Annotated in this window: 18 protein-coding genes; 4 read left to right on the forward strand and 14 right to left on the reverse strand. The window is 67.6% G+C overall.

Going from position 1 to position 25,688, the window contains the following annotated elements:
* Positions 1-50: 50 nt before the first annotated feature.
* Both EFY87_RS10500 and EFY87_RS10505 read right to left on the reverse strand, forming a co-directional pair.
* Positions 51-1,331 carry an aspartate aminotransferase type Ic gene (locus EFY87_RS10500; RefSeq protein ID WP_123271437.1) on the reverse strand — a complete coding sequence of 427 codons (1,281 nt, stop codon included), beginning with the start codon at positions 1,329-1,331 and terminating at the stop codon, positions 51-53.
* A gap of 45 nt (positions 1,332-1,376) precedes the next feature.
* A complete protein-coding gene (locus EFY87_RS10505; RefSeq protein ID WP_158607584.1) occupies positions 1,377-2,390 on the reverse strand; it encodes a glycosyltransferase in 1,014 nt (337 codons plus the stop codon).
* 84 nt (positions 2,391-2,474) lie between these two features.
* Between EFY87_RS10505 and glf the strand changes: the two genes are divergently transcribed.
* Positions 2,475-3,614, forward strand: coding sequence for a UDP-galactopyranose mutase (glf, locus tag EFY87_RS10510; RefSeq protein WP_123271439.1), 1,140 nt, complete (start codon positions 2,475-2,477; stop codon positions 3,612-3,614).
* Here the strand turns inward: glf and EFY87_RS10515 are convergent.
* Positions 3,574-4,878 carry a glycosyltransferase family 2 protein gene (locus EFY87_RS10515; RefSeq protein ID WP_123271440.1) on the reverse strand — a complete coding sequence of 435 codons (1,305 nt, stop codon included), beginning with the start codon at positions 4,876-4,878 and terminating at the stop codon, positions 3,574-3,576. The two genes, glf and EFY87_RS10515, sit on opposite strands and share 41 nt — an antisense overlap.
* A gap of 13 nt (positions 4,879-4,891) precedes the next feature.
* Positions 4,892-5,866, reverse strand: coding sequence for a glycosyltransferase family 2 protein (locus EFY87_RS10520; RefSeq protein WP_123271441.1), 975 nt, complete (start codon positions 5,864-5,866; stop codon positions 4,892-4,894).
* 210 nt (positions 5,867-6,076) lie between these two features.
* Here EFY87_RS10520 and EFY87_RS10525 point away from each other — a divergent pair, with 210 nt between their 5' ends.
* A complete protein-coding gene (locus EFY87_RS10525; RefSeq protein ID WP_123271442.1) occupies positions 6,077-6,784 on the forward strand; it encodes a TylF/MycF/NovP-related O-methyltransferase in 708 nt (235 codons plus the stop codon).
* A 36-nt stretch (positions 6,785-6,820) separates the two neighbouring features.
* A complete protein-coding gene (locus tag EFY87_RS10530) occupies positions 6,821-7,678 on the forward strand; it encodes a DUF2785 domain-containing protein (RefSeq protein WP_123271443.1) in 858 nt (285 codons plus the stop codon).
* Here the strand turns inward: EFY87_RS10530 and EFY87_RS10535 are convergent.
* From EFY87_RS10535 to rpsL, 6 genes are all read right to left on the reverse strand, one after another.
* The gene (locus tag EFY87_RS10535) at positions 7,583-8,809 is read right to left on the reverse strand and encodes an MFS transporter (RefSeq protein WP_158607585.1); all 1,227 of its coding nucleotides are present in this window, start codon (positions 8,807-8,809) and stop codon (positions 7,583-7,585) included. The genes EFY87_RS10530 and EFY87_RS10535 overlap by 96 nt on opposite strands.
* Positions 8,806-9,450, reverse strand: a complete 645-nt coding sequence (locus EFY87_RS10540; protein ID WP_158607586.1) for a transcriptional regulator — start codon at positions 9,448-9,450, stop codon at positions 8,806-8,808. The genes EFY87_RS10535 and EFY87_RS10540 overlap by 4 nt, the downstream gene beginning before the upstream one ends.
* Positions 9,451-9,629: 179 nt before the next feature.
* Positions 9,630-10,823, reverse strand: coding sequence for an elongation factor Tu (gene tuf, locus EFY87_RS10545; protein WP_123271446.1), 1,194 nt, complete (start codon positions 10,821-10,823; stop codon positions 9,630-9,632).
* A gap of 132 nt (positions 10,824-10,955) precedes the next feature.
* Positions 10,956-13,070 (reverse strand): elongation factor G, encoded by a 2,115-nt coding sequence (gene fusA / locus EFY87_RS10550; RefSeq protein ID WP_123271447.1) that lies wholly within the window; start codon positions 13,068-13,070, stop codon positions 10,956-10,958.
* A gap of 146 nt (positions 13,071-13,216) precedes the next feature.
* Positions 13,217-13,687 carry a 30S ribosomal protein S7 gene (rpsG, locus tag EFY87_RS10555; RefSeq protein ID WP_123271448.1) on the reverse strand — a complete coding sequence of 157 codons (471 nt, stop codon included), beginning with the start codon at positions 13,685-13,687 and terminating at the stop codon, positions 13,217-13,219.
* Positions 13,687-14,061 (reverse strand): 30S ribosomal protein S12, encoded by a 375-nt coding sequence (gene rpsL, locus EFY87_RS10560; protein ID WP_123271449.1) that lies wholly within the window; start codon positions 14,059-14,061, stop codon positions 13,687-13,689. Before rpsL ends, rpsG begins: the two co-directional genes overlap by 1 nt.
* 338 nt (positions 14,062-14,399) lie before the next feature.
* Here rpsL and EFY87_RS10565 point away from each other — a divergent pair, with 338 nt between their 5' ends.
* Positions 14,400-15,386 (forward strand): glycosyltransferase family 2 protein, encoded by a 987-nt coding sequence (locus EFY87_RS10565; RefSeq protein WP_281276199.1) that lies wholly within the window; start codon positions 14,400-14,402, stop codon positions 15,384-15,386.
* 388 nt (positions 15,387-15,774) lie between these two features.
* On the opposite strand, the gene EFY87_RS10570 is transcribed toward EFY87_RS10565, so the two are convergent.
* The 4 genes from EFY87_RS10570 to EFY87_RS10585 form a co-directional block, all read right to left on the reverse strand.
* Positions 15,775-19,668, reverse strand: coding sequence for a DNA-directed RNA polymerase subunit beta' (locus tag EFY87_RS10570; RefSeq protein WP_123271451.1), 3,894 nt, complete (start codon positions 19,666-19,668; stop codon positions 15,775-15,777).
* A 110-nt stretch (positions 19,669-19,778) separates the two neighbouring features.
* On the reverse strand, positions 19,779-23,264 hold the full coding sequence (rpoB, locus tag EFY87_RS10575; RefSeq protein ID WP_123271452.1) for a DNA-directed RNA polymerase subunit beta: 3,486 nt from the start codon (positions 23,262-23,264) through the stop codon (positions 19,779-19,781).
* A 413-nt stretch (positions 23,265-23,677) separates the two neighbouring features.
* Positions 23,678-24,412, reverse strand: a complete 735-nt coding sequence (locus tag EFY87_RS10580) for a S1 family peptidase (protein ID WP_123271453.1) — start codon at positions 24,410-24,412, stop codon at positions 23,678-23,680.
* A 181-nt stretch (positions 24,413-24,593) separates the two neighbouring features.
* Entirely contained in the window at positions 24,594-25,682 is a 1,089-nt protein-coding gene (locus EFY87_RS10585; protein WP_123271454.1) for an acyl-CoA dehydrogenase family protein, read from the reverse strand.
* Positions 25,683-25,688 lie beyond the last annotated feature (6 nt).

A 25,688-nucleotide genomic window follows, 5' to 3' on the forward strand; every position in this document is an offset into this window, starting at 1 on the left:
CCCGCGGGCCGACGTGACCTGGCTCGCATGCCGGGCGATCGCGGGCGCATTCAGGCGGAGAGCTTCTCGGCGGCGGCGAGCAGCATGCAGGTCGCGACTGCATCCATCGCGGCCGTGACCTCCTCCAGCACCGGGAACGACGGCGCCAGGCGCAGGTTGGTGTCGTCCGGGTCGTTGCCCTGGGGGTATGCCGCGCCGGCCGGCGTCAGCGCGATGCCGGCCTCCTTGGCGAGCTCGACCACTCGCGACGCGGTGCCGGGCAGCACGTCGACGCTCACGAAGTAGCCACCGACCGGGTCGGTCCACTTCGCGACGCCGAGACCACCGAGCCGCTCGTTCAGGATGCGCTGCACCTCGGCGAATTTCGGCGCGAGGATCGCGCGGTGCTTGGCCATGTGCGCCAGCACTCCCTCGGCGTCGCCGAAGAACTCGAGGTGCCGCAACTGGTTGACCTTGTCGGGGCCGATCGAGCCGATGCCGAGGTACTTGACGAACCACGCCACCTGCTCCTGCGACGCGGCGAGGAAGGCGACGCCGGCGCCGGCGAAGGTGATCTTCGAGGTGGACGCGAACAGCACCGGGCGATGCGGGTGCCCGGAGGCCGCCGCGAGCGAGAGGATGTCGGCGCTCTTGGTCTCCTGCGCGGTCAGGTGGTGCACGGCATATGCGTTGTCCCACAGGATCTTGAAGTCGGGCGCGGCGGTCGACATCGACGCGAGCTTCGCGGCGACCTCCTGGCTGCAGACGTCACCGCTCGGGTTGGCGTAGGTGGGGACCAGCCACATGCCCTTGATGGTCGGGTCGTCGGCCACCAGCGCGGCGATCGCGTCGGCGTCCGGGCCGTCCTCGCGCATCGGCACGGTCACCGGCTCGAAGCCGAGGGTCTCGGTGAGCAGGAAGTGCCGGTCGTAGCCGGGCACCGGGCAGATGAACCGGCGCTGCTCGTCCTGGATCCACGGGCGCGCCGAGTCGACGCCGCCGAAGAGCAGCAGGTAGGTCAGGACGTCCTTCATCATGGTCAGGCTCGAGTTGCCGCCGGCGATGAGCTGGCTGGTCTCCACCCGCAGCACCTCGGCGAAGATCTCCCGCAGCCCGGTGAGGCCGAGCAGCCCGCCGTAGTTGCGGGTGTCGGTGCCGGCCGCGTCCCGGTAGGTCGTCGGAAGTTCGAGCAGCGCATTGGACAGGTCCAGCTGCTCGGCGGACGGCTTGCCACGCGTCAGGTCGAGCTTCAGGCCGCTGGCCAACAGCCTGTCGTATGCCGCCTGCTGCTCCTGCCGGAAGGCAGCGATCTCGTCGGCGGACAGCTCGTGCAGCGGGCGTGTTGGGGACACGGGAGCGTTCTCCTCAGGGGTATCCGAAGCGGTCACCCCAGTCTCTCAAACCCGCACCGACCGCCCGGTCCGGGACCGGATGACGGACGCGTCGCCGGAGTGCGCGTCGGTCCTCGGGTCGCACCCGACCCCGAACGGTGCACGCAGCACGCAGCGCGCGCCTTCCCTCGTCTGCGCGAGCGCCGCCCGCCACTCCCGTCGCCGGGCCATGTCGAGCGCGCTGCGGCCGGCATACACGACCGAGTAGGCGAGCGCCTTGCGGGTCGTGGCGCGCCGGCGCCGCGGCGGGACGTGCCCGCTGATCAGCCCGATCGCGGTGACCCGTTCGCGGATGTTCTCGCCGCTCGTCATCCGGCGGGAGGTGTCGGACTCCCCGTGTTTGCGATAGCCCGCCAGGATCTCGTCGACGAAGACGACCGGGCCGCGGGACGCCATCCGCGTCCACAGCTCCCAGTCCGCCGCGTGCGGCAGGTCGGTGCGGAACGTGCCGAAGGCGTCGTATGCCGCCCGGCGCACCACCATGCCGGGCGCGCGGACCCGGTTGGACACCGCGAACGCGTCGAAGGCACCCTCCCAGATGCCGGTCCCTTCACGGTAACGGCGCGTTTCGTGCAGCGTCCGGCCCTCGCCGTCGATGTGCCGGGTGCGGCACATCGCGGTGAGGGCGGGGCTGCCTTCGAGGGCCAGCTCCATCGCGACGTAGAAGCCCGGCAGCACGGTGTCGTCGCCGTGCAGGATGTGCACGATCTCCCCGCGCGACACCTCGATGCACCGGTTGAAGGTCGCGACCGCACCCAGGTTGGCCGGGTTGCGCTCATAGCGGACGGTGCCGCGGCCGACCGTCCGCACCACCGATGCGACGTCGTCGGTCGAGGCGTCGTCGACCACGATGATCTCCGCGTCGTCGCGCCCGCCGAGCTGTTCGACCACCTCGGCAAGGGTCTCGGGCAGGAAGTGCGCACAGTTGTGCACCGGTACAACGACCGACCACCGCAGCTTCTCCCTGCGTTCACTCCCGCGCTGCACCATGTCGGCATTGCGGCTCAGGTGTCGTCCCATCTCGATCACATTCGCGACATTAAGCGCGCCCGGTAACCGTTTCGGAAGCGCACAGTGAACAGCAGAGTAAAGACAGGAAGAGATATGCAGATCGGAATCGCTGGTGCCGGATTCTCCGGCGCGGTGCTCGCCCGCGAACTGGCGGAGGCCGGCCATCAGGTCGTCGTCCACGAGACCCGCGACCACGTCGCGGGCAACTGCCACACCGAGCGCGACGCCGAGACCGGCATCATGATCCACCGCTACGGACCGCACATCTTCCACACCGGCGACGAGCGGGTATGGCGCTACGTCAATCGATTCGGGGTGCTGCAGCCCTACCGGCACAGAGTGATCAGCACCGTCGGCGGGAGCACCTATTCCTTGCCGGTCAATCTGCTGACCATCAACCAGCTCTTCGGCACCTCACTCACTCCGGCACAGGCTCGCGAATTCATCGGATCGCAATCCGATCAGACCATCGACGAGCCGCAGAATTTCGAGGAACAAGCCCTGAAGATGATGGGCCGCAAACTCTACGAAGCATTCTTTTACGGATATACCTGCAAGCAATGGGGACTGGAGCCGACCCAGATCCCCGCATCCGTGCTGCGTCGCCTTCCATTGCGTTTCAGCTACGAGGATTCTTATTTCGCGCATCCCTATCAGGCGATTCCGCGGGACGGTTACACGGCGCTGGTCGAGCAGATCCTGGACCATCCCGGCGTCGAGGTGCGGCTGGGCACGCCATACACCCACGCCGACCACGACCGTTTCGACCACTCGATCTGGACCGGGCCACTGGACGCCTGGTTCGGCCACCGCTTCGGACGGCTGGGTTACCGGACGCTCGACTTCGAGGAGATCCGCGCCACCGGCGACTACCAGGGCTGCGCGGTGATGAACTACGGCGACATCGACGTGCCCTATACCCGCATCTCGGAGCACAAGCACTTCGCGCCGTGGGAGGAGCACGAGAGCACGGTGTGCTTCCGGGAGTTCTCCCGGCTCGCCGGCGAGGACGACATCCCCTACTACCCGATCCGGATGGCACAGGACAAGACCCTGCTGCAGCAGTACCTCGACGCTGCCCGGCGGGAGCCACGCGTGACGTTCCTAGGACGCCTGGGGACCTACCGCTACCTCGACATGGACGTCACCATCGCCGACGCGCTGCACGCCGCCGACGCGCTGACATCGGCGATCAGCGCGGGCCGGCCACTTCCGGCGCTACTGCAGGATTGACCGGCGCGGCGGCGGCATCCTGTGCCTCCGCCAGCCGGGCGACCTGCTCCTGCAGGCAGGCGACCTGCTGTTGCAGCACCGCGAGCCCGAAGAACAGGTCGGCATGGTCGACGCGCGCCTTGCTGCCGCCCAGTCGTGCCACCGTCTGCAACCGCGGATTCGCCTCCAGCCGGTTCTGGGCGTACTTGCGGGTCATCGACGCTGTCTCGCGCACCCCGGAGTAGCGCAGGTGATGCCAGCCGACGAGCACCTTGTTGTCCGTCGCCGGCCGTCCGGACAGCACCTTCAGGAAGCCGGCCCGGTTGTCCTTGGCGACAGCCAGGGTCAGCCGGCGGGTCTGCTCCCCCTTGCTGCCCTCCGTCAGCGCCCGCTGGACGGTGCCGACGGGGTAGTGCCCGAAGATCGGGCGCACCGTGTCGTAGAGCGCCGGGCGCAACGGCTCCGGGGTGCGCCGGGAGATCCACTCCAGTTGGGAGATTACCCAGGTCAGCAGCGTGGTCTGGTAGATCTCCAGCACGTTCCGGGCGGCCAGCCAGTCGTGGATGGTGTCGTGGTGCGCGAAGATGCGGAACAGGCGTTCATCGGCCGTGGACATCGTCTGTCCCGCACGTGCTACCCGGTGATAGGCCAGCACCGTGGGCACCACGGCGATCGAGCGGGCGCTGACGAGGGCGAACCAGTGGAACGGGTTGTCCTCGTAGAAGTAGTCGCCGACCGGGAAGCGGATTGCGTTCTGTTCCAGGAGGGTTCGGCGGTAGAGCTTGCGCCAGGGCACCGCGATGAAGCGCAGGAACTGCTGCCGAGTCGTCGGGTCGAGGTCGTATGACGCGCGGTCGAGCGCGGCCCAGCGGTGCGCGTCGGCCGGCTCGCTGCGCTGTCCGGAGGCGTCGTCGACCTCGGCATACTTGCACATGGCGAGTTCGGCACCCTCGGATTCGGCTGCCTGCACGAGGCGTTCGAACATGTCGCGCTCGACGAAGTCGTCCCCGTCGACGAAGCCGACCCAGCGCCCCGTGGCGCGCTCCAGCCCCGCGTTGGCCGCAGTCGCGACGCCGCCCGGGCTGTTCTCGCCGAGCAGCACAGGGACGAATCGTGAGTCACGCGAGGCGAACTCACGGATCTTGTCGGGTGTTCCATCGCTCGACCCGTCGTCGACGACCAGCACTTCAATGTCCTGAAGCGATTGCGCCGCAACGCTTTCCAGGCACTCCTCGATGTAGGGCTCGATGTTGTAGGACGTGACGATGATGCTTGCGGTGGGCATGAAGGATCTCCGGTCAGGCGAGCGAGCGGCGGACGATGCGGTCGGCGAGGGACGGGTCGCGTCGCTCCCGGATCCGCAGGTAGTCGGCCAGGTTGATCCGCAGCAGGTGCTGTTGCAGGCGCTGGCGTCCTTCGTCGGCGACCTCGGGCGCGAGCCGGTCCAGCGCCCACCCCGAGGAGCGCAGCACGAAGTCCCAGTAGTGGTGCGAGTATCGGTTGCGCAGTTCGGCACGGGCCTGCAGCACGTCATACGTCTCGTCGAGCGCGTCGAAGAGCGCCAGCCGCTCCCGGCCCATCCGATGTGAGAGGTTGCCGCCGCCGTCGCCGACGATGTGGGTGCACACGGCCTCGTCGAGCAGCAGGATCGTGCGTCCGTCGAGCAGGGTCATCCAGTGCCCGAGGATGTCGTTGTGCACCTGAGTTTCGCTGAACCGCAGGCCCGTTCGACGGAAGCGGGCAGTGCGCAGCACCTTGTTCCACGGGTAGTTGGAGAAGCCGAGCAACCGGGGCACCTCGGAAAGCCGCACCAGACGGCGGCCCGCACCGGCGAGGTAGCGCTCCCAGACGACCTCGTCGAACGAGTTCATCCCGGTGTAGTCGGTGGTCCAGCCGCGCCGGTAGGTGTAGGGCATCATCGCGACATCGGCATCCGCGCCGTCGAGTCCGTCGATGGCGTGTGCCAGCGCCGTCGGGTGCAGTTCGTCGTCGGCGTCGAAGAAGATCGTGTAGCGGCCGGTGGCCCGCCCGAAGCCGACGTTGCGCGCGTGACCGGCGCCGTGGTTGCCGGCCAGCCGGACGAGATCGATCTCGCGGCCGAGCGCCTCCACCACGGGGACGGAGTCGTCGGTCGAACCGTCGTCGACGACGATCACCTCCGTCCGATAGCCGGGGACGTCGAGGAAAGACGTGAGCACCGCACCGACGGTCGCTGCCGCATTGCACATCGGGATGATCACGGACAGGTCGGGCGGCTGAGCAACGGAGGTCACGTGAAGCTGACTGCTTTCGTTTCGGAGTGGCGGCTGGGCACACACTGAACGCCGGCGACGTTACCTCACGAGACGCGCCCCGATTACCGTCACAACGGTCGTGCGCGAGGTTGTCGCCGGTCCGTCATCGACTGTCCACCTCACGTTTGTCCCCAGGGGCTAATTTCCCTGGGGTTCAGGCCTTTCCGTGGCCTGGGAAGGCCGGAGGCGATGACCGAGAGTTCCACCGACGAGCTGCTGCGGCAGCTGGTGAAGCAGGTGCGCACGACCCGCGAGGTGCCCTCGACCGCACTGGGCCTGCGGCAGGCTGCCGTCCAGGACTCGGTCGACCACATCCGCGCGGATCGCCGGTTCGCCGACGCGCAGGTGCACCAGCACAACCCGGCGGCGCTGCTGCGTGCCGCTTCCGTGGCTCCGGATTTCGCCGGGCTGATCGCGGAGTTCGGCGTGCACAAGGGCGCAAGCCTGACGCTGCTGGCCGATCACTTCCCTGACCAGCTGGTCCATGGCTTCGACTCGTTCGAGGGGCTGCCCGAGGCCTGGACGGGCAGCCGGGAGGGCGCGGGCGCGTTCGACGTCGGCGGCGAGCCACCGCAGCTGCCCGTCACGAACGTGGAGTTCCACGTGGGCTGGTTCGAGGACACCGTCCCCGCCTTCGCAGCGACGACGACCGAGCCGTTGCGGCTCGCCCACCTGGATGCCGACCTTTACAGCTCGACCACGACCGTCTTCGAGGCTCTCGGCGACCGGTTCATCCCCGGCACGGTCGTCATCTTCGACGAATACTTCGGCTACCACGGGTGGCGGCAGCACGAGCACCGCGCGTTCTCCGAGTTTCTCGCCGCACGGCCGGACCTCGACTTCGACGCCGTCGCGATCGGCCACATGAATCTCGCGGTCCGCCTGCGGGCACGCTGACCCGCTTGACCGACGGGCCTTGGCACACTGTGAGACATGGACCAGGCCACCCTCGAGCAGCACGTCACCGACCTCGCCTCCCCCGATCCGGCGACCCGCGACGACGGCGCCTTCGCGGCGCTCGCGGATGCGATCTCCGGCGGGAACCTCACCACGGCCCAGCGCCGCTGGCTCGGCGATCGGATGGTCGAAAGACTGTCTCACCCGGATGCATTCGCGCGGTCGTTCGCGCCGCTGATCTTCGCCGTGCTGGCTGGCTCATGGCCGGCGGGCGACGGCGGATGGCCGAGCGAGTGGTCCGACGCCGTCCTGGCCTGGTGGCCGGCGGAGACCGACCTGCGTGGGTATGACGGAGAGCTCGGCTGGATTCACGCCGTCGCGCACGGTGCCGATGCGATCGGCACGTTCGGTCTGGCCGGTCTCGTGCCGGCCGATCGTCTCTTGGCTGTGATTGCCGAACGCCTCACTGCCCACACCGAATTCGTCTGGCACGATCAGGAGGACGACCGCGTCGCGGGAGCCGTCTGCGCCATACTCCTCGGTGATCCGAATGCCGGGCCGGAGCCGCTGCTGGATCCGGTCGCCGACCTGTTCGCCGGCGGCGAACCCGGTCCGGTGCCGGCGCAGCGACCAACGCCATGCACACGCTCCGCAGCCTGTATGTCGCCCTCGGCAATCACGTGCTGCACCCGGATTCCGGTGCGCCACAGGAGATCCCGCACGCCGCGCGCCACCAGAGAGCCATCGCTGCCACGCTGCAGCCGACGACACCGTGGCTCTTCACCACCGCACCGTAAGTCAACGCAGCCCGCGGATCTCGCGATTGGCCGCGAACGTCGCGCACAACGCACTCATCGCCACACCGCATGCTGCCGTCGCGACCAGTACAGATGAGGCAGCGGCCAGCAGCCCGAAGAGCGGCGTGACCGCCGGGGTGAGCACGAGGTCACCGAGATTGCTGATCGACCCGACCCGGCCGAGGTGGCTCGGTGCGATGATCCGCTGGAATGATCCGCTGATCCAGACCGAGGCGAGCCCCGCCGTGACACCGACGAGCGCCATACCGGCGACCAGTCCGATGCGCGTCGGCAAACCGACCGCGGCCAGGCCGATCCCTTGCAGCACCAGCGCCACGAACGACCGTCGTGGCAAGTAATCGCCTTGCCATCGTGTCCCCGCGATCGAGCCAAGGATCGCACCGATCGCGAACGTGGCTTCAGAGACGCCCAACCACGTCGAACCCCAATGGGATTCGGTCACTCGGAGGGCTACTCCGACGGCGAAGACCGGTGTGAGGAAGACGTTGAGAGCGGCGAGCCCGAGCAGAAAGACGCGCACCACCTGGGAACTGCGGACGTAATCCCAGCCGGACCGTAGCGAGGCGCGCACCGACTCGTCGACGTGGCGCGGGAGCCGGAAGCGCGGGCGCACCACCAGCCACAGCACCAGGACAACCCCGAGGAAGCTCAGCGCGTCGAGGAGCATGGAGAACCCGAACCCCCACTGGATGATCACCGCACCGAGCGGCGCGCCGAGCAGCCGCGCAAGCCGGGAGCCGACCTGTGTCCAGCCACTGACCGTCACCAGGTCGCTGCCACGCACCAATTGGCGCACCAGCGTCCGGGCGGCCGGACTGCTCAGTCCGGCTGCTGTGCCGAAGCAGATCGCGACCGCGAAAAGCACTGCGCCAGAGTGTAATCCACTCTGCCACGCCACCGCTGCGAACCCGAGCACGACGATCCGGGCGAGCTCGCCGAGCACCATCACCCGGCGGGTGTCGAAGCGGTCCGCGATCACCCCGCCGAGCAGCGTGCAGAGCGCCTGCGGGAGAGTCTCGATGCCGAGCACGAGCCCCGCCATACCCGGCGACAGCAGGTGCACCGCGGTCCAGGCCAGCCCGATCGAGAAGACTGTGTCGCCAGCCGCCGACACCAGCGCCGCCACGACGTACATCTGCACCATCCGGTCGCGCCGGACCGCGGGTGGCTCGCCGGCGATGAGGGTCGGGGCTGCGGTGGTCGTCACACCGCACCCGGGTCGCCGGGGAAGACGCGCGCGATAAAGCGCACCGGACGGCGCTCGGCGGACGGGTTCCGGTCGGCATCCGCCCGCACCTCGCGGTACCACTCCTGCTGTACCGCGTCGATCCGCCGCACGAAGTCCTTGAGTTGCTGCACGGTCGCCGGGACGAACGTGTCGGTCGCCAGGCTCTCCCGCCATACCTCCGGGAGCTGGTCTCGGGTGCGCAGCCACTGCACCGTCACGGCGTTGAGGTATTCGAGGTTGGCGCGTTCGGCGGCATCGGTCACCTGCCGGGCGAAGCTGCCGTCCGGGTAGTCGTCGCCGCTCCAGGACAGCCGGCGGTTGATGCCGCGCCACCACGACTCGCGCGTGTCACGGGCGAGTTCGGGCGCGGGCTCGATGAACCCATTCTTGTGCAGCGGCTTCAGGTGGTGGCTGACCGAGCCGACCGCGAGCTCCAGCCGGCCGGCCAATTGCCCCACGGTCGCCGGGCCTTCGTTGGTCAGCACCTCGTAGATGCGCCGCCGCACTGGGTGGTGCAGTGCGAGCAGCGCGTCGACCAGCGCGGCGCCGGCGGGTTGTCCGGTCACGTCGTCCGCGGGTGCCGAGTCGGTATGGCGCTCGGCCGCCGTCTTGCGAGTCATGCGATATATCGTGCGAGCCGCGCGTGTCATACACAAGAGCCCTTGTATAACTCCACTCGTGCCCGCGCAGCCCACACGATCGAACGGCACACAAACGCATCGAGCGGCACAGCAAATCACGAAGATTTGCTGTGCCGCTCGTGAGCGTTCTGTACCGCTCGATCAGGCGGGCGCCGAGATCACTTGAGGATCTTGGTGACCCGGCCGGCGCCGACGGTGCGGCCGCCCTCGCGGATGGCGAAGCGCAGGCCGTCCTCCATGGCGATCGGCTGGATCAGCGTGACGGTCATCTCGGTGTTGTCACCGGGCATGACCATCTCGGTGCCCTCAGGCAGCTTCACGACACCGGTCACGTCGGTGGTGCGGAAGTAGAACTGCGGGCGGTAGTTGTCGTAGAACGGCGTGTGCCGGCCACCCTCGTCCTTGCCCAGGATGTAGACCTGGCCCTCGAACTCGGTGTGCGGGGTGATCGAGCCCGGCTTCACGACAACCTGGCCGCGCTCGACGTCCTCGCGCTTGGTGCCGCGCAGCAGCAGACCGACGTTCTCGCCCGCACGACCCTCGTCGAGCAGCTTACGGAACATCTCGATGCCGGTGACGGTGGTCTTCTGCGAGGCCTCGCGGATGCCCACGATCTCGACCTCTTCGTTGACGTTGAGCACACCGCGCTCGATACGGCCGGTGACGACGGTGCCACGACCGGTGATCGTGAAGACGTCCTCGATCGGCATCAGGAACGGCTTGTCGGTGTCGCGGACCGGGTCCGGGATCGACTCGTCGACCGCGTCCATGAGCTCCTCGATCGACTTGGTCCACTCCGGGTCGCCCTCGAGCGCCTTGAGCGCCGAGACCTTCACGACCGGGGCGTTGTCGCCGTCGAACTCCTGGCTCGACAGCAGCTCACGGACCTCCATCTCGACGAGCTCGAGGATTTCCTCGTCGTCGACCATGTCGGCCTTGTTCAGCGCCACCAGGATGTAGGGGACGCCGACCTGACGCGCGAGGAGCACGTGCTCACGGGTCTGCGGCATCGGGCCGTCGGTGGCGGCGACCACGAGGATGGCGCCGTCCATCTGCGCCGCGCCGGTGATCATGTTCTTGACGTAGTCGGCGTGACCCGGAGCGTCAACGTGTGCGTAGTGACGCTTCTCGGTCTCGTACTCCTGGTGGGAGACGTTGATCGTGATACCGCGCTGACGCTCCTCGGGTGCGTTGTCGATGTCGGCAAACGCAGCCGCGGTGTTCAGGTCGGGGTACTTGTCCGCAAGCACCTTGGTGATGGCGGCCGTCAACGTGGTCTTGCCGTGGTCGACGTGACCGATCGTTCCGATGTTGACGTGCGGCTTGGTCCGCTCGAACTTGGCCTTAGCCACTGTGGGGTCCTCCTTCAAGGACAATTGCTGACGCCGGGGCGGCGCCTGGATGGTTGAGTGGTGTTTTCAAACCGGGCTGACGATAGGCGCTGCGGCATACCAGGATCAATTCGGTATGCCGCAGCACCCGCGTCACTCGCCCCGGATCTTCTTGATGATCTCGTCCGCGACGTTCTTGGGAACCTCGGCGTACGAGTCGAACTGCATCGTGTAGTTGGCACGACCCTGGGTCTTGGACCGCAGGTCACCGACATACCCGAACATCTCCGACAGCGGGACGACGGCCTTGACGACCTTCGCGCCGCTGATGTCCTCCATGGCCTGGATCTGGCCACGGCGGGAGTTGAGGTCACCGATCACGTCGCCCATGTAGTCCTCGGGCGTGCGGACCTCGACGGCCATCATCGGCTCGAGCAGCGCGGGGTCGGCCTTGCGGACCATTTCCTTCAGCGCCATCGAACCGGCGATCTTGAACGCCATCTCCGAGGAGTCGACGTCGTGGTAGGCACCGTCGAGCAGGGTGGCCTTGACACCCACGAGCGGGTAACCGGCCAGGACGCCGAGCTGCATGGCTTCCTGGATGCCCTGGTCGACCGACGGGATGTACTCGCGCGGCACACGGCCACCGGTCACCTTGTTCTCGAACTCGTAGAGCTCGCCTTCCTCGGTGTCCAGGGGCTCGATCGACAGCTGGACCTTCGCGAACTGGCCCGAACCACCGGTCTGCTTCTTGTGCGTGTAGTCGTACTTCTCGACGGGACGACGGATCGTCTCGCGGTAGGCGACCTGCGGCGCACCGACGTTGGCCTCGACCTTGAACTCCCGCCGCATGCGGTCGACCAGGATGTCGAGGTGGAGCTCGCCCATGCCGCCGATGACGGTCTGGCCGGTCTCCTCGTCCAGGCGGACCGAGAACGTCGGGTCCTCCTGCGCGAGCTTCTGAATGGCGGTGCCCAGCTTCTCCTGGTCACCCTTGGTCTTCGGCTCGATCGCCACGTGGATGACGGGCTCGGGGAAGCTCATCGACTCCAGCACGACCTGGTCGTTCATGTCCGACAGGGTGTCGCCGGTGGTCGTCTCCTTCAGACCGATCGCCGCGTAGATGTGACCGGCGAGAGCTTCCTCGACCGGGTTCTCCTTGTTGGCGTGCATCTGGAAGAGCTTGCCGATGCGCTCCTTCTTGCCCTTGGTCGTGTTGTAGACCTGGCTGCCGGCGGAGACCTTGCCCGAGTAGACCCGGATGAAGGTCAGCGTGCCGAAGAAGGGGTGCGCGGCAATCTTGAAGGCGAGCGCGGAGAACGGGTCGTCCGTGCTCGGGTGACGCAGCACCTCGATCGTCTCGTCGCCCGGCTTGTGACCGACCATGGCCGGCACGTCGACCGGCGACGGCAGGTAGTCCACGACCGCGTCGAGCATCGGCTGCACACCGCGGTTCTTGAACGCCGAGCCACACAGGATCGGGTAGACCTCGGAGTTGACGGTCAGCTTGCGAATGCCGGCCTTCAGCTCGTCGATGGTCAGCTCGCCGCCCTCGAGGTACTTCTCCATCAGCGCGTCGTTGGCCTCGGCGACCCGCTCGACCAGCTTGGAGCGGTATTCCTCCGCCTGCTCCAGCAGGTCGGCCGGGATGTCCTGGACCTCGTACTTCGCGCCCAGGGTCACGTCACCCTTGGCGTCGCCCGGCCAGACCAGGGCCTTCATCAGCAGCAGGTCGACGACACCGACGAAGTCGGCCTCGGCGCCGATCGGCAGCTGGAGCACGAGCGGCTCCGCGCCGAGGCGGTCGATGACGGTCTGCACGGTGAAGTAGAAGTCGGCGCCCATCTTGTCCATCTTGTTGATGAAGCAGATGCGCGGGACGTCATACTTGTCGGCCTGGCGCCATACGGTCTCGGACTGCGGCTCGACGCCTTCCTTGCCGTCGAACACCGCAACCGCGCCGTCCAGCACGCGCAGCGAGCGCTCGACCTCGACGGTGAAGTCGACGTGGCCGGGGGTGTCGATGATGTTGATCTGGTTGCCGTCCCAGAAGCTGGTCACGGCCGCGGAGGTGATGGTGATCCCCCGCTCCTTCTCCTGCTCCATCCAGTCGGTGGTCGACGCACCGTCGTGGGTCTCGCCCATCTTGTGGTTGACGCCGGTGTAGAACAGGATGCGCTCGGTGGTCGTGGTCTTACCGGCATCGATGTGCGCCATGATGCCGATGTTGCGGACCTTGTTCAGGTCGGTCAGCACGTCGAGTGCCACGTTTTCTTCTTCCTTCGACTCGTATCAAATGAACGGCGTATGCCGCCTTGGGGCCCAGCGAACGGCATATGCCGCCCTGCGCCCCATGAACGGCGTATGCCGCCCGAGGCCCGCCGCCGGGGCAGTTGCACCGGCGGCGGCACGCATCACCAGCGGTAGTGCGCGAAGGCCCGGTTGGACTCGGCCATCTTGTGCGTGTCCTCGCGGCGCTTCACTGCGGCACCCAGGCCGTTGCTGGCGTCGAGGATCTCGTTCATCAGGCGCTCGGTCATCGTCTTCTCGCGACGCTGCCGGGCGTAGCCGACCAGCCAGCGCAGCGACAGCGTGGTCGCCCGGCCGGGCTTGACCTCGACCGGAACCTGGTAGGTCGCACCGCCGACGCGGCGGCTCTTGACCTCGAGGCTCGGCTTGACGTTGTCGAGTGCGCGCTTGAGCGTGACGACCGGGTCGGTGCCGGTCTTCTCACGGCAGCCTTCCAGGGCGCCGTAGACGATGCGCTCGGCGATGGACTTCTTGCCGTCGAGCAGGATCTTGTTGACCAGCTGGGTGACCAGCGGGGAACCGTAGACCGGGTCGACGACGAGGGGGCGCTTGGGAGCGGGGCCCTTGCGAGGCATTACTTCTTCTCCTTCTTCGCGCCGTACCGGGAGCGGGACTGCTGGCGGCCCTTGACACCCTGGGTGTCGAGCGCGCCGCGGATGATCTTGTAACGCACACCCGGCAGGTCCTTCACACGACCGCCGCGCACGAGCACGATCGAGTGCTCCTGCAGGTTGTGGCCCACGCCGGGGATGTATGCCGTGACCTCGATGCCCGAGGTGAGGCGCACACGCGCGACCTTGCGCAGCGCCGAGTTCGGCTTCTTGGGGGTCGTGGTGTAGACGCGGGTGCACACACCGCGTCGCTGCGGGCTGCCCTTGAGGGCAGGCGTCTTGACCTTGGCGACCTTGTCCTGCCGCCCCTTGCGGACGAGCTGGTTGATTGTAGGCAACCTACTGCCTTTCCTAACTGATCGATTCTTGTCTGTCGGCAGGGGTTCACACCCCGGGCCAACTCCTTGGATTTCCCGCTCCGCCGACCCCCGCGCTCGGGAGTGTCGGACCGGCGCTCTCCCCCGCACTTCCTCTTCCCAAAGGCTGCCCGGCGAGAGCGTGTGGTGGTCTGGTGCCACGCGACCCGTCATACACCCGAAAGCGGCGACCGATCAGCGGGCAGGGCAGAGCCCACGCACGAATGACAATCCTACCTGTCCGTGGTATGACGGCAAAATCGGCGCAATCCGGCACCGCGCCGCGACCGCCGCCGCGCAGATCTGGCAGATTTGCGCCCGTGAGGGTATCCGAACCACCCGGCCGGCCCGTGCTGACGGTCGTCGTCCCGATGTTCAACGAGGAGGCGGTGCTTCCGTTGTTCGTCCGCCGGCTGCGGCCGGTGCTCGACGAGCTTCCCGTCCCCTACGAAGTGCTGGCCGTCGACGACGGCTCGACGGACACGACACCAGTGCTGCTGCAGCGGGCGTTGCGGGAATGGCCCGCGCTGCGGGTGGTCCGGTTGCGGGCCAACTCCGGTCACCAGGCGGCGATCTCCGCCGGATTGCAACGTTCGCGCGGCGACTGGGTGGTCACCATCGACGCGGACCTGCAGGACCCGCCCGAGACGATCGCGCGAATGTATGCCGCCGCGGTGTCCCAGGACGTCGATGTCGTGTATGGCGTGCGCAGCGACCGCACGACCGACTCGGCGTTCAAGCGTCATACGGCCGGCGCGTTCTACCGGCTGATGCGCCGCCTGGCCAAGCTGGACATCTCCCAGGACGCCGGCGACTTCCGGCTGATGTCGCGCGAGACCGTCGACGCGATCAATGCGCTGCCCGAGCAGGGCCGGGTGCTGCGGCTCGTCGTACCGGCGCTCGGTTTCCCGTCCACGACGGTCGACTACAAGCGGGAGGCCAGGGCTGCCGGAGAGTCCAAATATCCGCTGCGCAAGATGGTCGGGCTGACACTCGACTCGGTGACCGGCTTCTCGCAGGCACCGCTGCGGTTCGCGACCTGGTTCAGCCTGCTCGGGTTCGTGGTGGCCGCGCTGGTGCTGGTGTATGGCGTGTGGAGCAAACTCTCCGGCGGCACCGCGTCCGGCTGGGCATCGACGGTCGTGATCCTGGCGGTCTTCTCGGCGCTGCAACTGCTGTGCCTCGGCATACTCGGGGAGTATGTCGGCCGCACGTACTCGGCCCTGCAACAGCGCCCCAGCTACTACGTCGCCTACGACTCCGAGCACCACGGCCCCCGGGGTGGGCCGGACGAGCCGGGTGACTGACGGGGATTTCCCGTCCCGCCCGGTCTCCCGTCCCCAACCCTCGACCGTCGAGACTTCGGGACACCCCCAGCCCGGTCTCCCGTCCCCAACCCTCGACCGTCGAGACTTCGGGACACCCCCAGCCCGGTCTCCCGTCCCCAACCCTCGACCGTCGAGACTTCGGGACACCCCCAGCCCGGTCTCCCGTCCCCAACCCTCGACCGTCGAGACTTCGGGACGCCCCGCGCGGTGTCCGGTCCCCAAAGCTTCGACCGTCGAGGGTTACGTCACGTATGACGCCTCACGCCATACCGAACCCTCGACCGTCGAGGCCGCCGAAACCCGCGCCCGGACGCGAGGAAGCCCCCGGCCGCAGTGGCCGGGGGCTTCCTTCCTCAACGATCGTCGATCAGCTGTCGAACCCGAGCGACGCGTCGTCCAGACGGACCGCCTCGCCGGAGCCCGGGCCGAAGACCGGGTAGTCGTACGGCTGGTAGTCCGGCAGGGCGTAGAGCGCAGCCTTGGCTTCCTCGGTCGGCTCGACCTTCACGTTGCGGTAACGCGGGAGGCCGGTGCCGGCGGGGATCAGCTTGCCGAGGATGACGTTCTCCTTCAGGCCGAGCAGCGGGTCGCTCTTGGCGTGCATCGCAGCCTCGGTGAGCACTCGCGTGGTCTCCTGGAAGGAGGCCGCCGACAGCCACGAGTCCGTGGCCAGCGACGCCTTGGTGATGCCCATCAGCTCCGGGCGACCGGACGCCGGGCGACCACCTTCGGCCAGCGCCCGACGGGACGCGTCCTCGAAGCGGCTGCGCTCGACGAGCTCGCCGGGCAGCAGGTCGGTGTCGCCCGCCTCGATGATCGTGATCCGGCGCAGCATCTGCCGCACGATGACCTCGATGTGCTTGTCGTGGATCGACACACCCTGCTGGCGGTAGACGTTCTGCACCTCGTCGACGAGGTGCTTCTGCACGTCGCGCGCACCCTGGATGCGCAGCACCTGCTTGGGGTCGATGGCACCCTGCACGAGCAGCGTGCCGACCTCGACGTGCTGACCGTCCTGCACCAGCAGCCGGCCGCGCTTGCTCACCGGGTAAGCGTGCTCCTCCGAGCCGTCGTCCGGCGTGAGCAGGATGCGCCGAGCCTTGTCGGTCTCCTCGATCTGCACCCGGCCGGTCGCCTCGGCGATCGGCGCGACACCCTTGGGGGTGCGGGCCTCGAAGAGCTCGACCACACGCGGCAGACCCTGGGTGATGTCGTCACCCGCGGCACCACCGGTGTGGAAGGTGCGCATCGTCAGCTGGGTGCCGGGCTCACCGATCGACTGGGCCGCGATGATGCCGACGGCCTCACCGATGTCGACCAGCTTGCCGGTGGCCAGCGAACGGCCGTAGCACATGGCGCAGGTGCCGACCCGGGACTCACAGGTGAGCACCGAGCGGACCTTGACCTCTTCGACCCCGGCCGCGAGCAGCTTGTCCAGGTTGACGTCACCCAGGTCGGCGCCCGCCTGCGCGAGCACCTCACCGTCGACGACCACATCGGTCGCGAGAGTGCGCGCGTAGACCGAGGTCTCGACGTTCTCGTGCTCGACCAGGCCACCTTCGGAGCCACGCTGCCCGATCGGCAGCAGCAGCCCGCGGTCGGTGCCGCAGTCGTCCTCGCGGATGATGACGTCCTGCGACACGTCCACCAGGCGTCGGGTCAGATATCCCGAGTCGGCGGTGCGCAGCGCGGTGTCGGCCAGACCCTTACGGGCACCGTGCGTGGAGATGAAGAACTCCAGCACCGACAGGCCCTCGCGGAAGTTCGCCTTGATGGGGCGCGGGATGATCTCACCCTTCGGGTTGGCCATCAGCCCACGCGCACCGGCGATCTGCCGGACCTGGAACCAGTTACCGCCGGCGCCCGAGGACACCATCCGGTAGATCGGGTTCTTGGCGTCGAAGTTGTGCTGCATGTCCGTGGCGACCTCGTTGGTCGCCTGCGTCCAGATCTCCACGAGCTCCTGACGGCGCTCGTCGTCGGTGATCAGACCACGGTCGTACTGTGTCTGGATCTTGGCGGCCTTCTCCTCGTAGCCGGCCAGGATGCCCCACTTGTTCGAGGACGTCTGCACGTCGCTGATGGCGACGGTGCAGCCCGAACGGGTGGCCCAGTGGAAGCCGGCTTCCTTCAGCGCGTCCAGCGATGCAGCGACCTGCACCTTCGGGTAGCGCTCGGCCAGGTCGTTGACGACGCCCGAGAGCGCCTTCTTGTCGATGTCCTGGTTGAGGAAGGGGTAGTCCTCCGGCAGCGCCTGGTTGAACAGGACGCGACCGAGGGTGGTGTCCAGCTCGAATGACGCCAGGCGGCCGAGCTCGTCCGGCTCGGCGCCCTCGGGCAGCGCGAAACCGGTCGGGGGCACCTGGTCGCGCAACCGGATGGTCACCAGCGAGCCGAGCTTGATCTCGTGACGGTCGAACGCCATACGTGCCTCGGCGGGCGACGAGAACGCCCGCAGGTGCTCGTCGTCGACGCGCGCCTCGCCGTCCTGCGCGGACAGGAAGTAGAGACCGGTGATCATGTCCTGGCTGGGCATGGTCACAGGACGGCCGTCGGCCGGCTTGAGGACGTTGTTGCTCGACAGCATCAGGATGCGCGCCTCGGCCTGCGCCTCCGCGGACAGCGGCACGTGGACGGCCATCTGGTCACCGTCGAAGTCCGCGTTGAACGCGGTGCAGACGAGCGGGTGGATCTGGATGGCCTTGCCCTCGACCAGTTGCGGTTCGAAGGCCTGGATGCCGAGACGGTGCAGCGTCGGCGCGCGGTTCAGCAGCACCGGGTGCTCGGTGATGACCTCTTCGAGGACGTCCCACACCTCGGCGCGCTGGCGCTCGACCATGCGCTTGGCCGACTTGATGTTCTGCGCGAGGTCGAGGTCGACCAGCCGCTTCATCACGAACGGCTTAAACAGTTCCAGCGCCATCTGCTTGGGCAGACCGCACTGGTGCAGCTTCAGCTGCGGGCCGACGACGATGACCGAACGGCCCGAGTAGTCGACGCGCTTGCCGAGCAGGTTCTGGCGGAAGCGGCCCTGCTTGCCCTTGAGCATGTCGGACAGCGACTTCAGCGGGCGGTTGCCCGGCCCGGTCACCGGGCGGCCACGACGGCCGTTGTCGAACAGCGAGTCGACAGCTTCCTGCAGCATGCGCTTCTCGTTGTTGACGATGATCTCGGGCGCACCGAGGTCCAGCAGCCGCTTCAACCGGTTGTTGCGGTTGATGACCCGGCGGTAGAGGTCGTTCAGGTCGGAGGTCGCGAAACGGCCACCGTCCAGCTGCACCATCGGGCGCAGGTCCGGCGGTATGACTGGCACGCAGTCCAGCACCATGCCGCTCGGGTTGTTCTTGGTCTGCAGGAACGCGGTGACCACGCGCAGCCGCTTCAGGGCACGCGTCTTGCGCTGGCCCTTGCCGGTCGCGATGATCTCGCGCAGCGACTCGGACTCGGCGTCCAGGTCGAACGTCTCCAGGCGCTTCTGCAGCGCCTCGGCGCCCATGCCGCCCTCGAAGTAGAGGCCGAAGCGGTCGCGCATCTCGCGGTAGAGCACCTCGTCGCCCTCCAGGTCCTGGACCTTGAGGTTCTTGAAGCGGTCCCAGACCTGCTCCAGTCGCTCGATCTGCTGGTCGGCGCGCTTGCGGATCTGGTTCATCTCGCGCTCGGCGGACTCGCGGACCTTGCGACGGGCGTCGGCCTTCGCGCCTTCCTTCTCCAGCTCGGCCAGGTCGGCTTCGAGCTTGGCAGCGCGCGTGTTGACCGCGTTGTCGCGAGCGTTCTCGAGTTCCTTCTTCTCGACCTCGATCTGCGCCTCCAGGGACGGCAGGTCCTTGTGACGCTGCTCGGTGTCCACCGAGGTGATCATGTATGCCGCGAAGTAGATGACCTTCTCCAGGTCCTTCGGGGCAAGGTCGAGCAGGTAGCCCAGGCGCGACGGCACACCCTTGAAGTACCAGATGTGTGTGACCGGTGCGGCCAGCTCGATGTGGCCCATCCGCTCACGGCGCACCGAGCTACGGGTCACCTCGACGCCGCAGCGCTCGCAGATGATGCCCTTGAAGCGGACGCGCTTGTACTTGCCGCAGTAGCACTCCCAGTCGCGGGTCGGACCGAAGATCTTCTCGCAGAAGAGCCCGTCCTTCTCCGGCTTGAGGGTGCGGTAGTTGATGGTTTCGGGCTTCTTCACCTCACCGTGGCTCCACTGACGGATCGAGTCAGCGGTGGCGAGGCCGATACGCAGTTCGTCGAAGAAGTTGACGTCCAGCACGTTGTGCCTTCCTTCTCGTGTCTTACGAAGTCTGAAAAGTTCTGGTGTTCAAGGATTTTGGTGCGGTATGCCGAGAGGCCTCCCGGCATACCGCACCGGTGATGAAGTTCTCAGACTTCCTCGACCGAGCTCGGCTCACGCCGGCTCAGGTCGATGCCGAGCTCCTCCGCTGCGCGGAAGACCTCCTGGTCGGAGTCGCGCAGGTCGATCAGGGTGCCGTCGCTGGAGAGCACCTCGACATTGAGGCACAGCGACTGCATTTCCTTGATCAGGACCTTGAACGACTCCGGGATGCCGGGCTCGGGGATGTTCTCACCCTTGACGATGGCCTCGTAGACCTTCACGCGGCCGGTCACGTCGTCCGACTTGATCGTCAGCAGCTCCTGCAGGGCGTAGGCGGCGCCATACGCCTCCAGTGCCCAGACCTCCATCTCACCGAAGCGCTGGCCACCGAACTGGGCCTTACCGCCGAGCGGCTGCTGGGTGATCATCGAGTAGGGGCCGGTGGAGCGAGCGTGGATCTTGTCGTCGACCAGGTGGTGGAGCTTGAGGATGTACATGTAGCCCACCGACACCGGCTCCGGGAACGGCTCGCCGGAGCGGCCGTCGAAGAGCCGGGTCTTGCCGGTGTGGTCCACCAGGCGCACCCCGTCGCGGGTCGGCAGCGTGGCGTCGAGCAGACCGGTGATGACGTCCTCGGACGCGCCGTCGAAGACCGGCGACGCGACGCGCGAGCCCGCGGGGGCTTCCTGCGCGTCCGGCGCGATCTGCGTGGCGAACTCGGGGCTGCCCTCGATCTTCCAGCCACGGGACGCCGCCCAGCCCAGGTGCAGTTCCAGGATCTGGCCGAGGTTCATCCGGCGCGGCACGCCGTGCGGGTTGAGCACGACGTCGACCGGGGTGCCGTCCTCCAGGAACGGCATGTCCTCGACGGGCAGGATCTTGGAGATGACGCCCTTGTTGCCGTGGCGTCCGGCCAGCTTGTCGCCGTCGGTGATCTTGCGCTTGTTCGCGACATACACACGGACCAGCTGGTTGACACCCGGCGGCAGCTCGTCGCCCTCTTCGCGGTCGAAGACCTTGACGCCGATGACGGTGCCGGTCTCGCCGTGCGGCACCTTCATCGAGGTGTCGCGGACCTCGCGCGCCTTCTCACCGAAGATCGCACGGAGCAGGCGCTCCTCCGGGGTCAGCTCGGTCTCGCCCTTCGGGGTGACCTTGCCGACCAGCAGGTCGCCGTCGCGGACCTCGGCCCCGATGCGGATGATGCCGCGCTCGTCCAGGTCGGCCAGCACGTCCTCGCTGACGTTGGGTATGTCGCGAGTGATCTCCTCCGGGCCGAGCTTGGTGTCCCGGGCGTCGATCTCGTGCTCTTCGATGTGGATCGAGCTCAGCGTGTCGTCCTGCACCAGGCGCTGGGACAGGATGATCGCGTCCTCGAAGTTGTGACCCTCCCACGACATGAACGCCACGAGGAGGTTCTTGCCGAGGGCCATCTCGCCACCGTCGGTCGCGGGACCGTCGGCGATGACCGCGCCCTGCTCGACCCGGTCGCCACCGTTGACGACCACGCGGTGGTTGTAGCAGTTGCCCGCGTTGGAGCGCAGGAACTTGCTGATGCGGTAGGTCGTCTGGGTGCCGTCGTCGTTCATGACGGTGACCAGGTCGGCCGAGACCTCGGTGACGACACCGGCCTTCTCGGCACGCACGACATCACCGGAGTCGAGCGCGGCGCGCTGCTCCATGCCGGTGCCGACCAGCGGCGCCTCGGACTGCACCAGCGGCACGGCCTGACGCTGCATGTTGGCGCCCATGAGCGCACGCGAGGTGTCGTCGTGCTCCAGGAACGGGATCAGCGCCGTCGCTGCCGACACCATCTGGCGTGCGGACACGTCCATGTAGTCGACCTCGTCGGCCGGCACGTCGCTCGCCTCACCACCGCGCGTGCGGACCAGCACCCGGTCCTCGGCGAAGTGGTTGTCGCTGGTCAGTGCCGCGTTGGCCTGCGCGATGACGAAGTTGTCCTCCTCATCGGCGGACAGGTAGTGGATCTCGTCGGTGACCTGGCCGCCGGAGACCTTGCGGTAGGGCGTCTCGATGAAACCGAACGCGTTGATCCGCCCGTATGACGCGAGCGACCCGATCAGACCGATGTTCGGGCCTTCCGGCGTCTCGATCGGGCACATGCGGCCGTAGTGGCTCGGGTGCACGTCACGGACTTCCATGCCCGCGCGGTCGCGCGACAGACCACCGGGGCCGAGCGCGTTGAGCCGCCGCTTGTGGGTCAGACCCGACAGCGGGTTGTTCTGGTCCATGAACTGCGACAGCTGGCTGGTGCCGAAGAACTCCTTGATGGAGGCGACGACCGGCCGGATGTTGATCAGGGTCTGCGGCGTGATCGCCTCGACGTCCTGGGTCGTCATCCGCTCGCGGACCACCCGCTCCATGCGGGACAGGCCGGTGCGGACCTGGTTCTGGATCAGCTCACCGACGTTGCGGATGCGGCGGTTGCCGAAGTGGTCGATGTCGTCGACCTCGACGCGCAGCTCCACCTCGTCGCCGTCACGGCGCCCGGCGATGGTCTCCTCGCCGGCGTGCAGCGCGACGAGGTACTTGATGGTGGCGACGATGTCGTCGACCGACAGCGTGCTCTGCGAGATCGACGCCTCGAGGCCGAGCTTCTTGTCGACCTTGTAGCGGCCGACCTTGGCCAGGTCGTAGCGCTTGCCGTTGAAGTAGAGGTTGTCCAGCAGGTTCTGGGCGGCCTCACGGGTCGGCGGCTCGCCCGGACGCAGCTTGCGGTAGATGTCCAGCAGTGCCTCGTCCTGGGTGGCGGTGTGGTCCTTCTCCAGCGTCTGCCGGATCGACTCGTAGTCGCCGAACTCCTCCAGGATCTGCGCCTCGGACCAGCCCAGCGCCTTCAGCAGCACGGTCACCGACTGCTTGCGCTTGCGGTCGACGCGGACGCCGACCTGGTCGCGCTTGTCGATCTCGAACTCTAGCCACGCGCCACGGCTCGGGATGATCTTGGCGGTGTAAATGTCCTTGTCCGAGGTCTTGTCGAGCGACCGCTCGAAGTAGACCCCCGGGCTGCGGACCAGCTGGGAGACGACGACACGCTCGGTGCCGTTGATGATGAAAGTGCCGCGATCGGTCATGAGCGGGAAGTCGCCCATGAAGACCGTCTGGCTCTTGATCTCACCGGTGCCGGAGTTCATGAACTCCGCGGTGACGAACAGCGGCGCGGCATACGTCATGTCGCGCTCTTTGCACTCCTCGATGGAGTACTTGACTTCCTCGAACCGGTGGTCGCGGAAGGACAGGCTCATAGACCCGGAGAAGTCTTCGATCGGGGAGATCTCCTCGAAGATCTCCTCCAGACCGGAGCGGTCCGGGACGTCGACCTTGCCGCCGGCCTTGGCGTCGGCCACGCGGGCCTGCCAACGCTCGTTCCCGAGCAGCCAGTCGAAGCTGTCGGTCTGCAGGGCGAGCAGATCGGGGACTTCCAGGGGTTCGCGGATCTTGGCGAACGACAGACGGCCGGAAGCCGTCTTTGCCGAGGAGAGGGATTGGGTCGCAGTGCGCGAGGCAGCCAAGGATGGATCCTTCCACAGGCATTTCAAAGCGGGCGATTCGTATGACGCAGCCGCAGCCTGGCTTTCCCATCGCGACCTCGACGCGTCTCACGGCGCGACGACAGGTGCTTGGCTCGTGCACGTCCGAGGCGAATCGGGCGCGTCGATGTCAGCAGGTCAAAGGTGGGTTGGCTGGATACGGGCAGCGCAAAGCAACACCATACCCGAAAAGGACCCGCGTGTCCACACGCGGTAGCGGTCGGGTCCCAGAAGCCCCCCGGCGATGAGATCCGACGCCATGAGAGTGCACCCTTCGGCACACCGGGGTCAAGGGATACGGAGAAGTAGGCGTGTCGGACGACGCGGGCGCCGCCGCCTCCTGGGGAGGAATCAGGTGCGGCGGCGCCGGCGGATCGGGGCCGCGAATCAGCCCGTCATACTCTCGCGACGGACCGGATCCACGACCGGCTCGCGGTCAGGTTGGCGTAGTTGGAACCGGCATGGATGTCACTGCCCGGGTCGGCCACGTCGCCGGTGGAGCAGACCCCGACGATGACACCGCCGACGAAGAGCGGGCCGCCGGAGTCACCGTGGTTGGAGGCGCCGTTGGAGCCCTTCACGTGCACGGCCTTGCCGCCATACGCGTCGGTGCTGGACCCGAGGACGTTGACGGTCGCCTTGTTGAGGTGCTTCGGCTGGGCACCACCGGCGGTGAGCCCGTAGCCCCAGATGGTGCCGCTGGTGCCGGACTTCGGGGTGTATGACGACGCCAGTGGCGCGTACCCGCCGGAGAGCTTCTTCGCCTTCGACAGGTGCACGAGGGCGACGTCGCCGGACGACGAACCGGCCACCTGGTCGGCGGCGATCGCGGTGCCGGGGCTGGTGACCGAGTTGCTGTAGTAGACGTCCATCCACTGGGTGCCGTCGATGCAGTGCTTGGCGGTCAGCACCCAGTGGGGCGCGATCGCCTCGCCGGTGCAGCCGTAGGTGCCGTCGCTCTGCCCGAAGACCAGCTGGACGATGTATGGCGAGGTGCCGCTGGAGCCGCCGATGATGTGTGGGCTGACGGCGTCGCCGGTCGGGGTGGCGGCGGATGCCGACGCGGTGCCGGTGGCGGCCAAGACGGCCGTCGCGGCGGTTGCGAATGCGAGACGGGTGATGCTGCGCATGGGGTTGCCTTCTTCTCGATGTGACGGATCGGGACCGCCGCAAGCGCGAATGCGCTTGCGGCGTAGCCACTTTCGTGTGTCGAGCAGTCGGGCGCAATGATCAGGGGGCAACCCTTGCCAAAGCTGGACGGAGGCTTGACCAAGTGTTGACGCGCCGCAGAAACGGGCGCAACATTCGGGATCAGGCCAGCACGTCGACCTGCTGGTGGTCGTCGAGTGTCGCCGCGAGCCGGGCCAAGTGCCACCGGGTGTCGCCGAAGGTGTGCTCGATCGCGGTGAGGCGGGCGGTGTAGTGGCCCACGGCATACTCCGCGGTCATGCCGATGCCGCCGTGCAACTGGATCGCCTCCTGGCCGATGTGCCGGCCGGACTGCCCCGTGACCACCTTGGCCCGGGACGCGGCGGTGGCGTCATCCGGGTCGGCGGCGAGCGCCATACCCGCGTAGAGCACGGTGCTGCGCGCGAGTTCCAGCGAGACGTACATGTCGGCAGCGCGCTGGGTGAGCGTCTGGAACGCCGCCAGCGGCACCCCGAACTGCTTGCGGGTCTTGAGGTATTCGACGGTCATCGGCAGTGCCGCGTCCATCGCGCCGAGCGCCTCCGCAGTGACGGCGAGGATGCCGAGATTGAGACCGGCCCGAAGTGCGCGCGGCGCGTCGTCGAGGCTGCCGAGGGCGACGGCGGGCGTCCCGTCGAAACGGACGTGCGTGCTCGTGACGTCGGCGGCATCGACGAGGTAGAGCCCCGTGCGGTCCCCGGCGCGTGCTGTGACCACCAGTTTGTCGGCGGCGTCGGCGTAGGGCACCGGTTCCTTGGCGCCGCTCAGGGTGACCTCGCCGGCGGCTCCGGAGGCCGTCACGTCATACGCCTCGAGCGACCAGGACCGACCCGGTTCGGCGAGGCCCGGGACGATCAGCACGCTGCCGTCCAGCAGCCCGGGCAGCAGGTCGTCGCGCTGGGCGGCGGTGCCGCCATGGGCGATCAGTCCGGCAGCGGTGAGTGCGTCGGCGTATGCCGTGACGACTCTGGCTTTGCCGAGTTCCGTTGCTGCCAGGGCGACTTCGACGGTCGAGGCACCTGCGCCGCCGACGTCCTCACCGAAGGGCAGCGCAAGCAGACCCATCTCGGCGATCGCGGCCCAGGTCTTCGGGTCATGCGCAGCGGGGCCGACGGGCACGTCGCCGTGCGCTTCGGCGGGCGCGTGCCGGGCGGCGAGCTCGTGGACAGCGTCCTGCAGGGCCTTCTGGTCGTCGTCGATGGTGAAATCCATGTCTGC

The sequence above is a fragment of the Flexivirga caeni genome, assembly GCF_003724155.1.
GTDB classification, from domain to species: Bacteria; Actinomycetota; Actinomycetes; order Actinomycetales; family Dermatophilaceae; genus Flexivirga; species Flexivirga caeni.

Bases quoted from the DNA above. Each gene is read 5' to 3' on its own strand.
- EFY87_RS10505 (WP_158607584.1), bottom strand. From the start codon at position 2,390: ATGGGACGACACCTGAGCCGCAATGCCGACATGGTGCAGCGCGGGAGT.
- glf (WP_123271439.1), top strand. From the start codon at position 2,475: ATGCAGATCGGAATCGCTGGTGCCGGATTCTCCGGCGCGGTGCTCGCC.
- EFY87_RS10515 (WP_123271440.1), bottom strand. From the start codon at position 4,878: ATGCCCACCGCAAGCATCATCGTCACGTCCTACAACATCGAGCCCTAC.
- EFY87_RS10525 (WP_123271442.1), top strand. From the start codon at position 6,077: ATGACCGAGAGTTCCACCGACGAGCTGCTGCGGCAGCTGGTGAAGCAG.
- EFY87_RS10530 (WP_123271443.1), top strand. From the start codon at position 6,821: ATGGACCAGGCCACCCTCGAGCAGCACGTCACCGACCTCGCCTCCCCC.
- EFY87_RS10540 (WP_158607586.1), bottom strand. From the start codon at position 9,450: ATGACTCGCAAGACGGCGGCCGAGCGCCATACCGACTCGGCACCCGCG.
- rpsG (WP_123271448.1), bottom strand. From the start codon at position 13,687: ATGCCTCGCAAGGGCCCCGCTCCCAAGCGCCCCCTCGTCGTCGACCCG.
- EFY87_RS10580 (WP_123271453.1), bottom strand. From the start codon at position 24,412: ATGCGCAGCATCACCCGTCTCGCATTCGCAACCGCCGCGACGGCCGTC.
- EFY87_RS10585 (WP_123271454.1), bottom strand. From the start codon at position 25,682: ATGGATTTCACCATCGACGACGACCAGAAGGCCCTGCAGGACGCTGTC.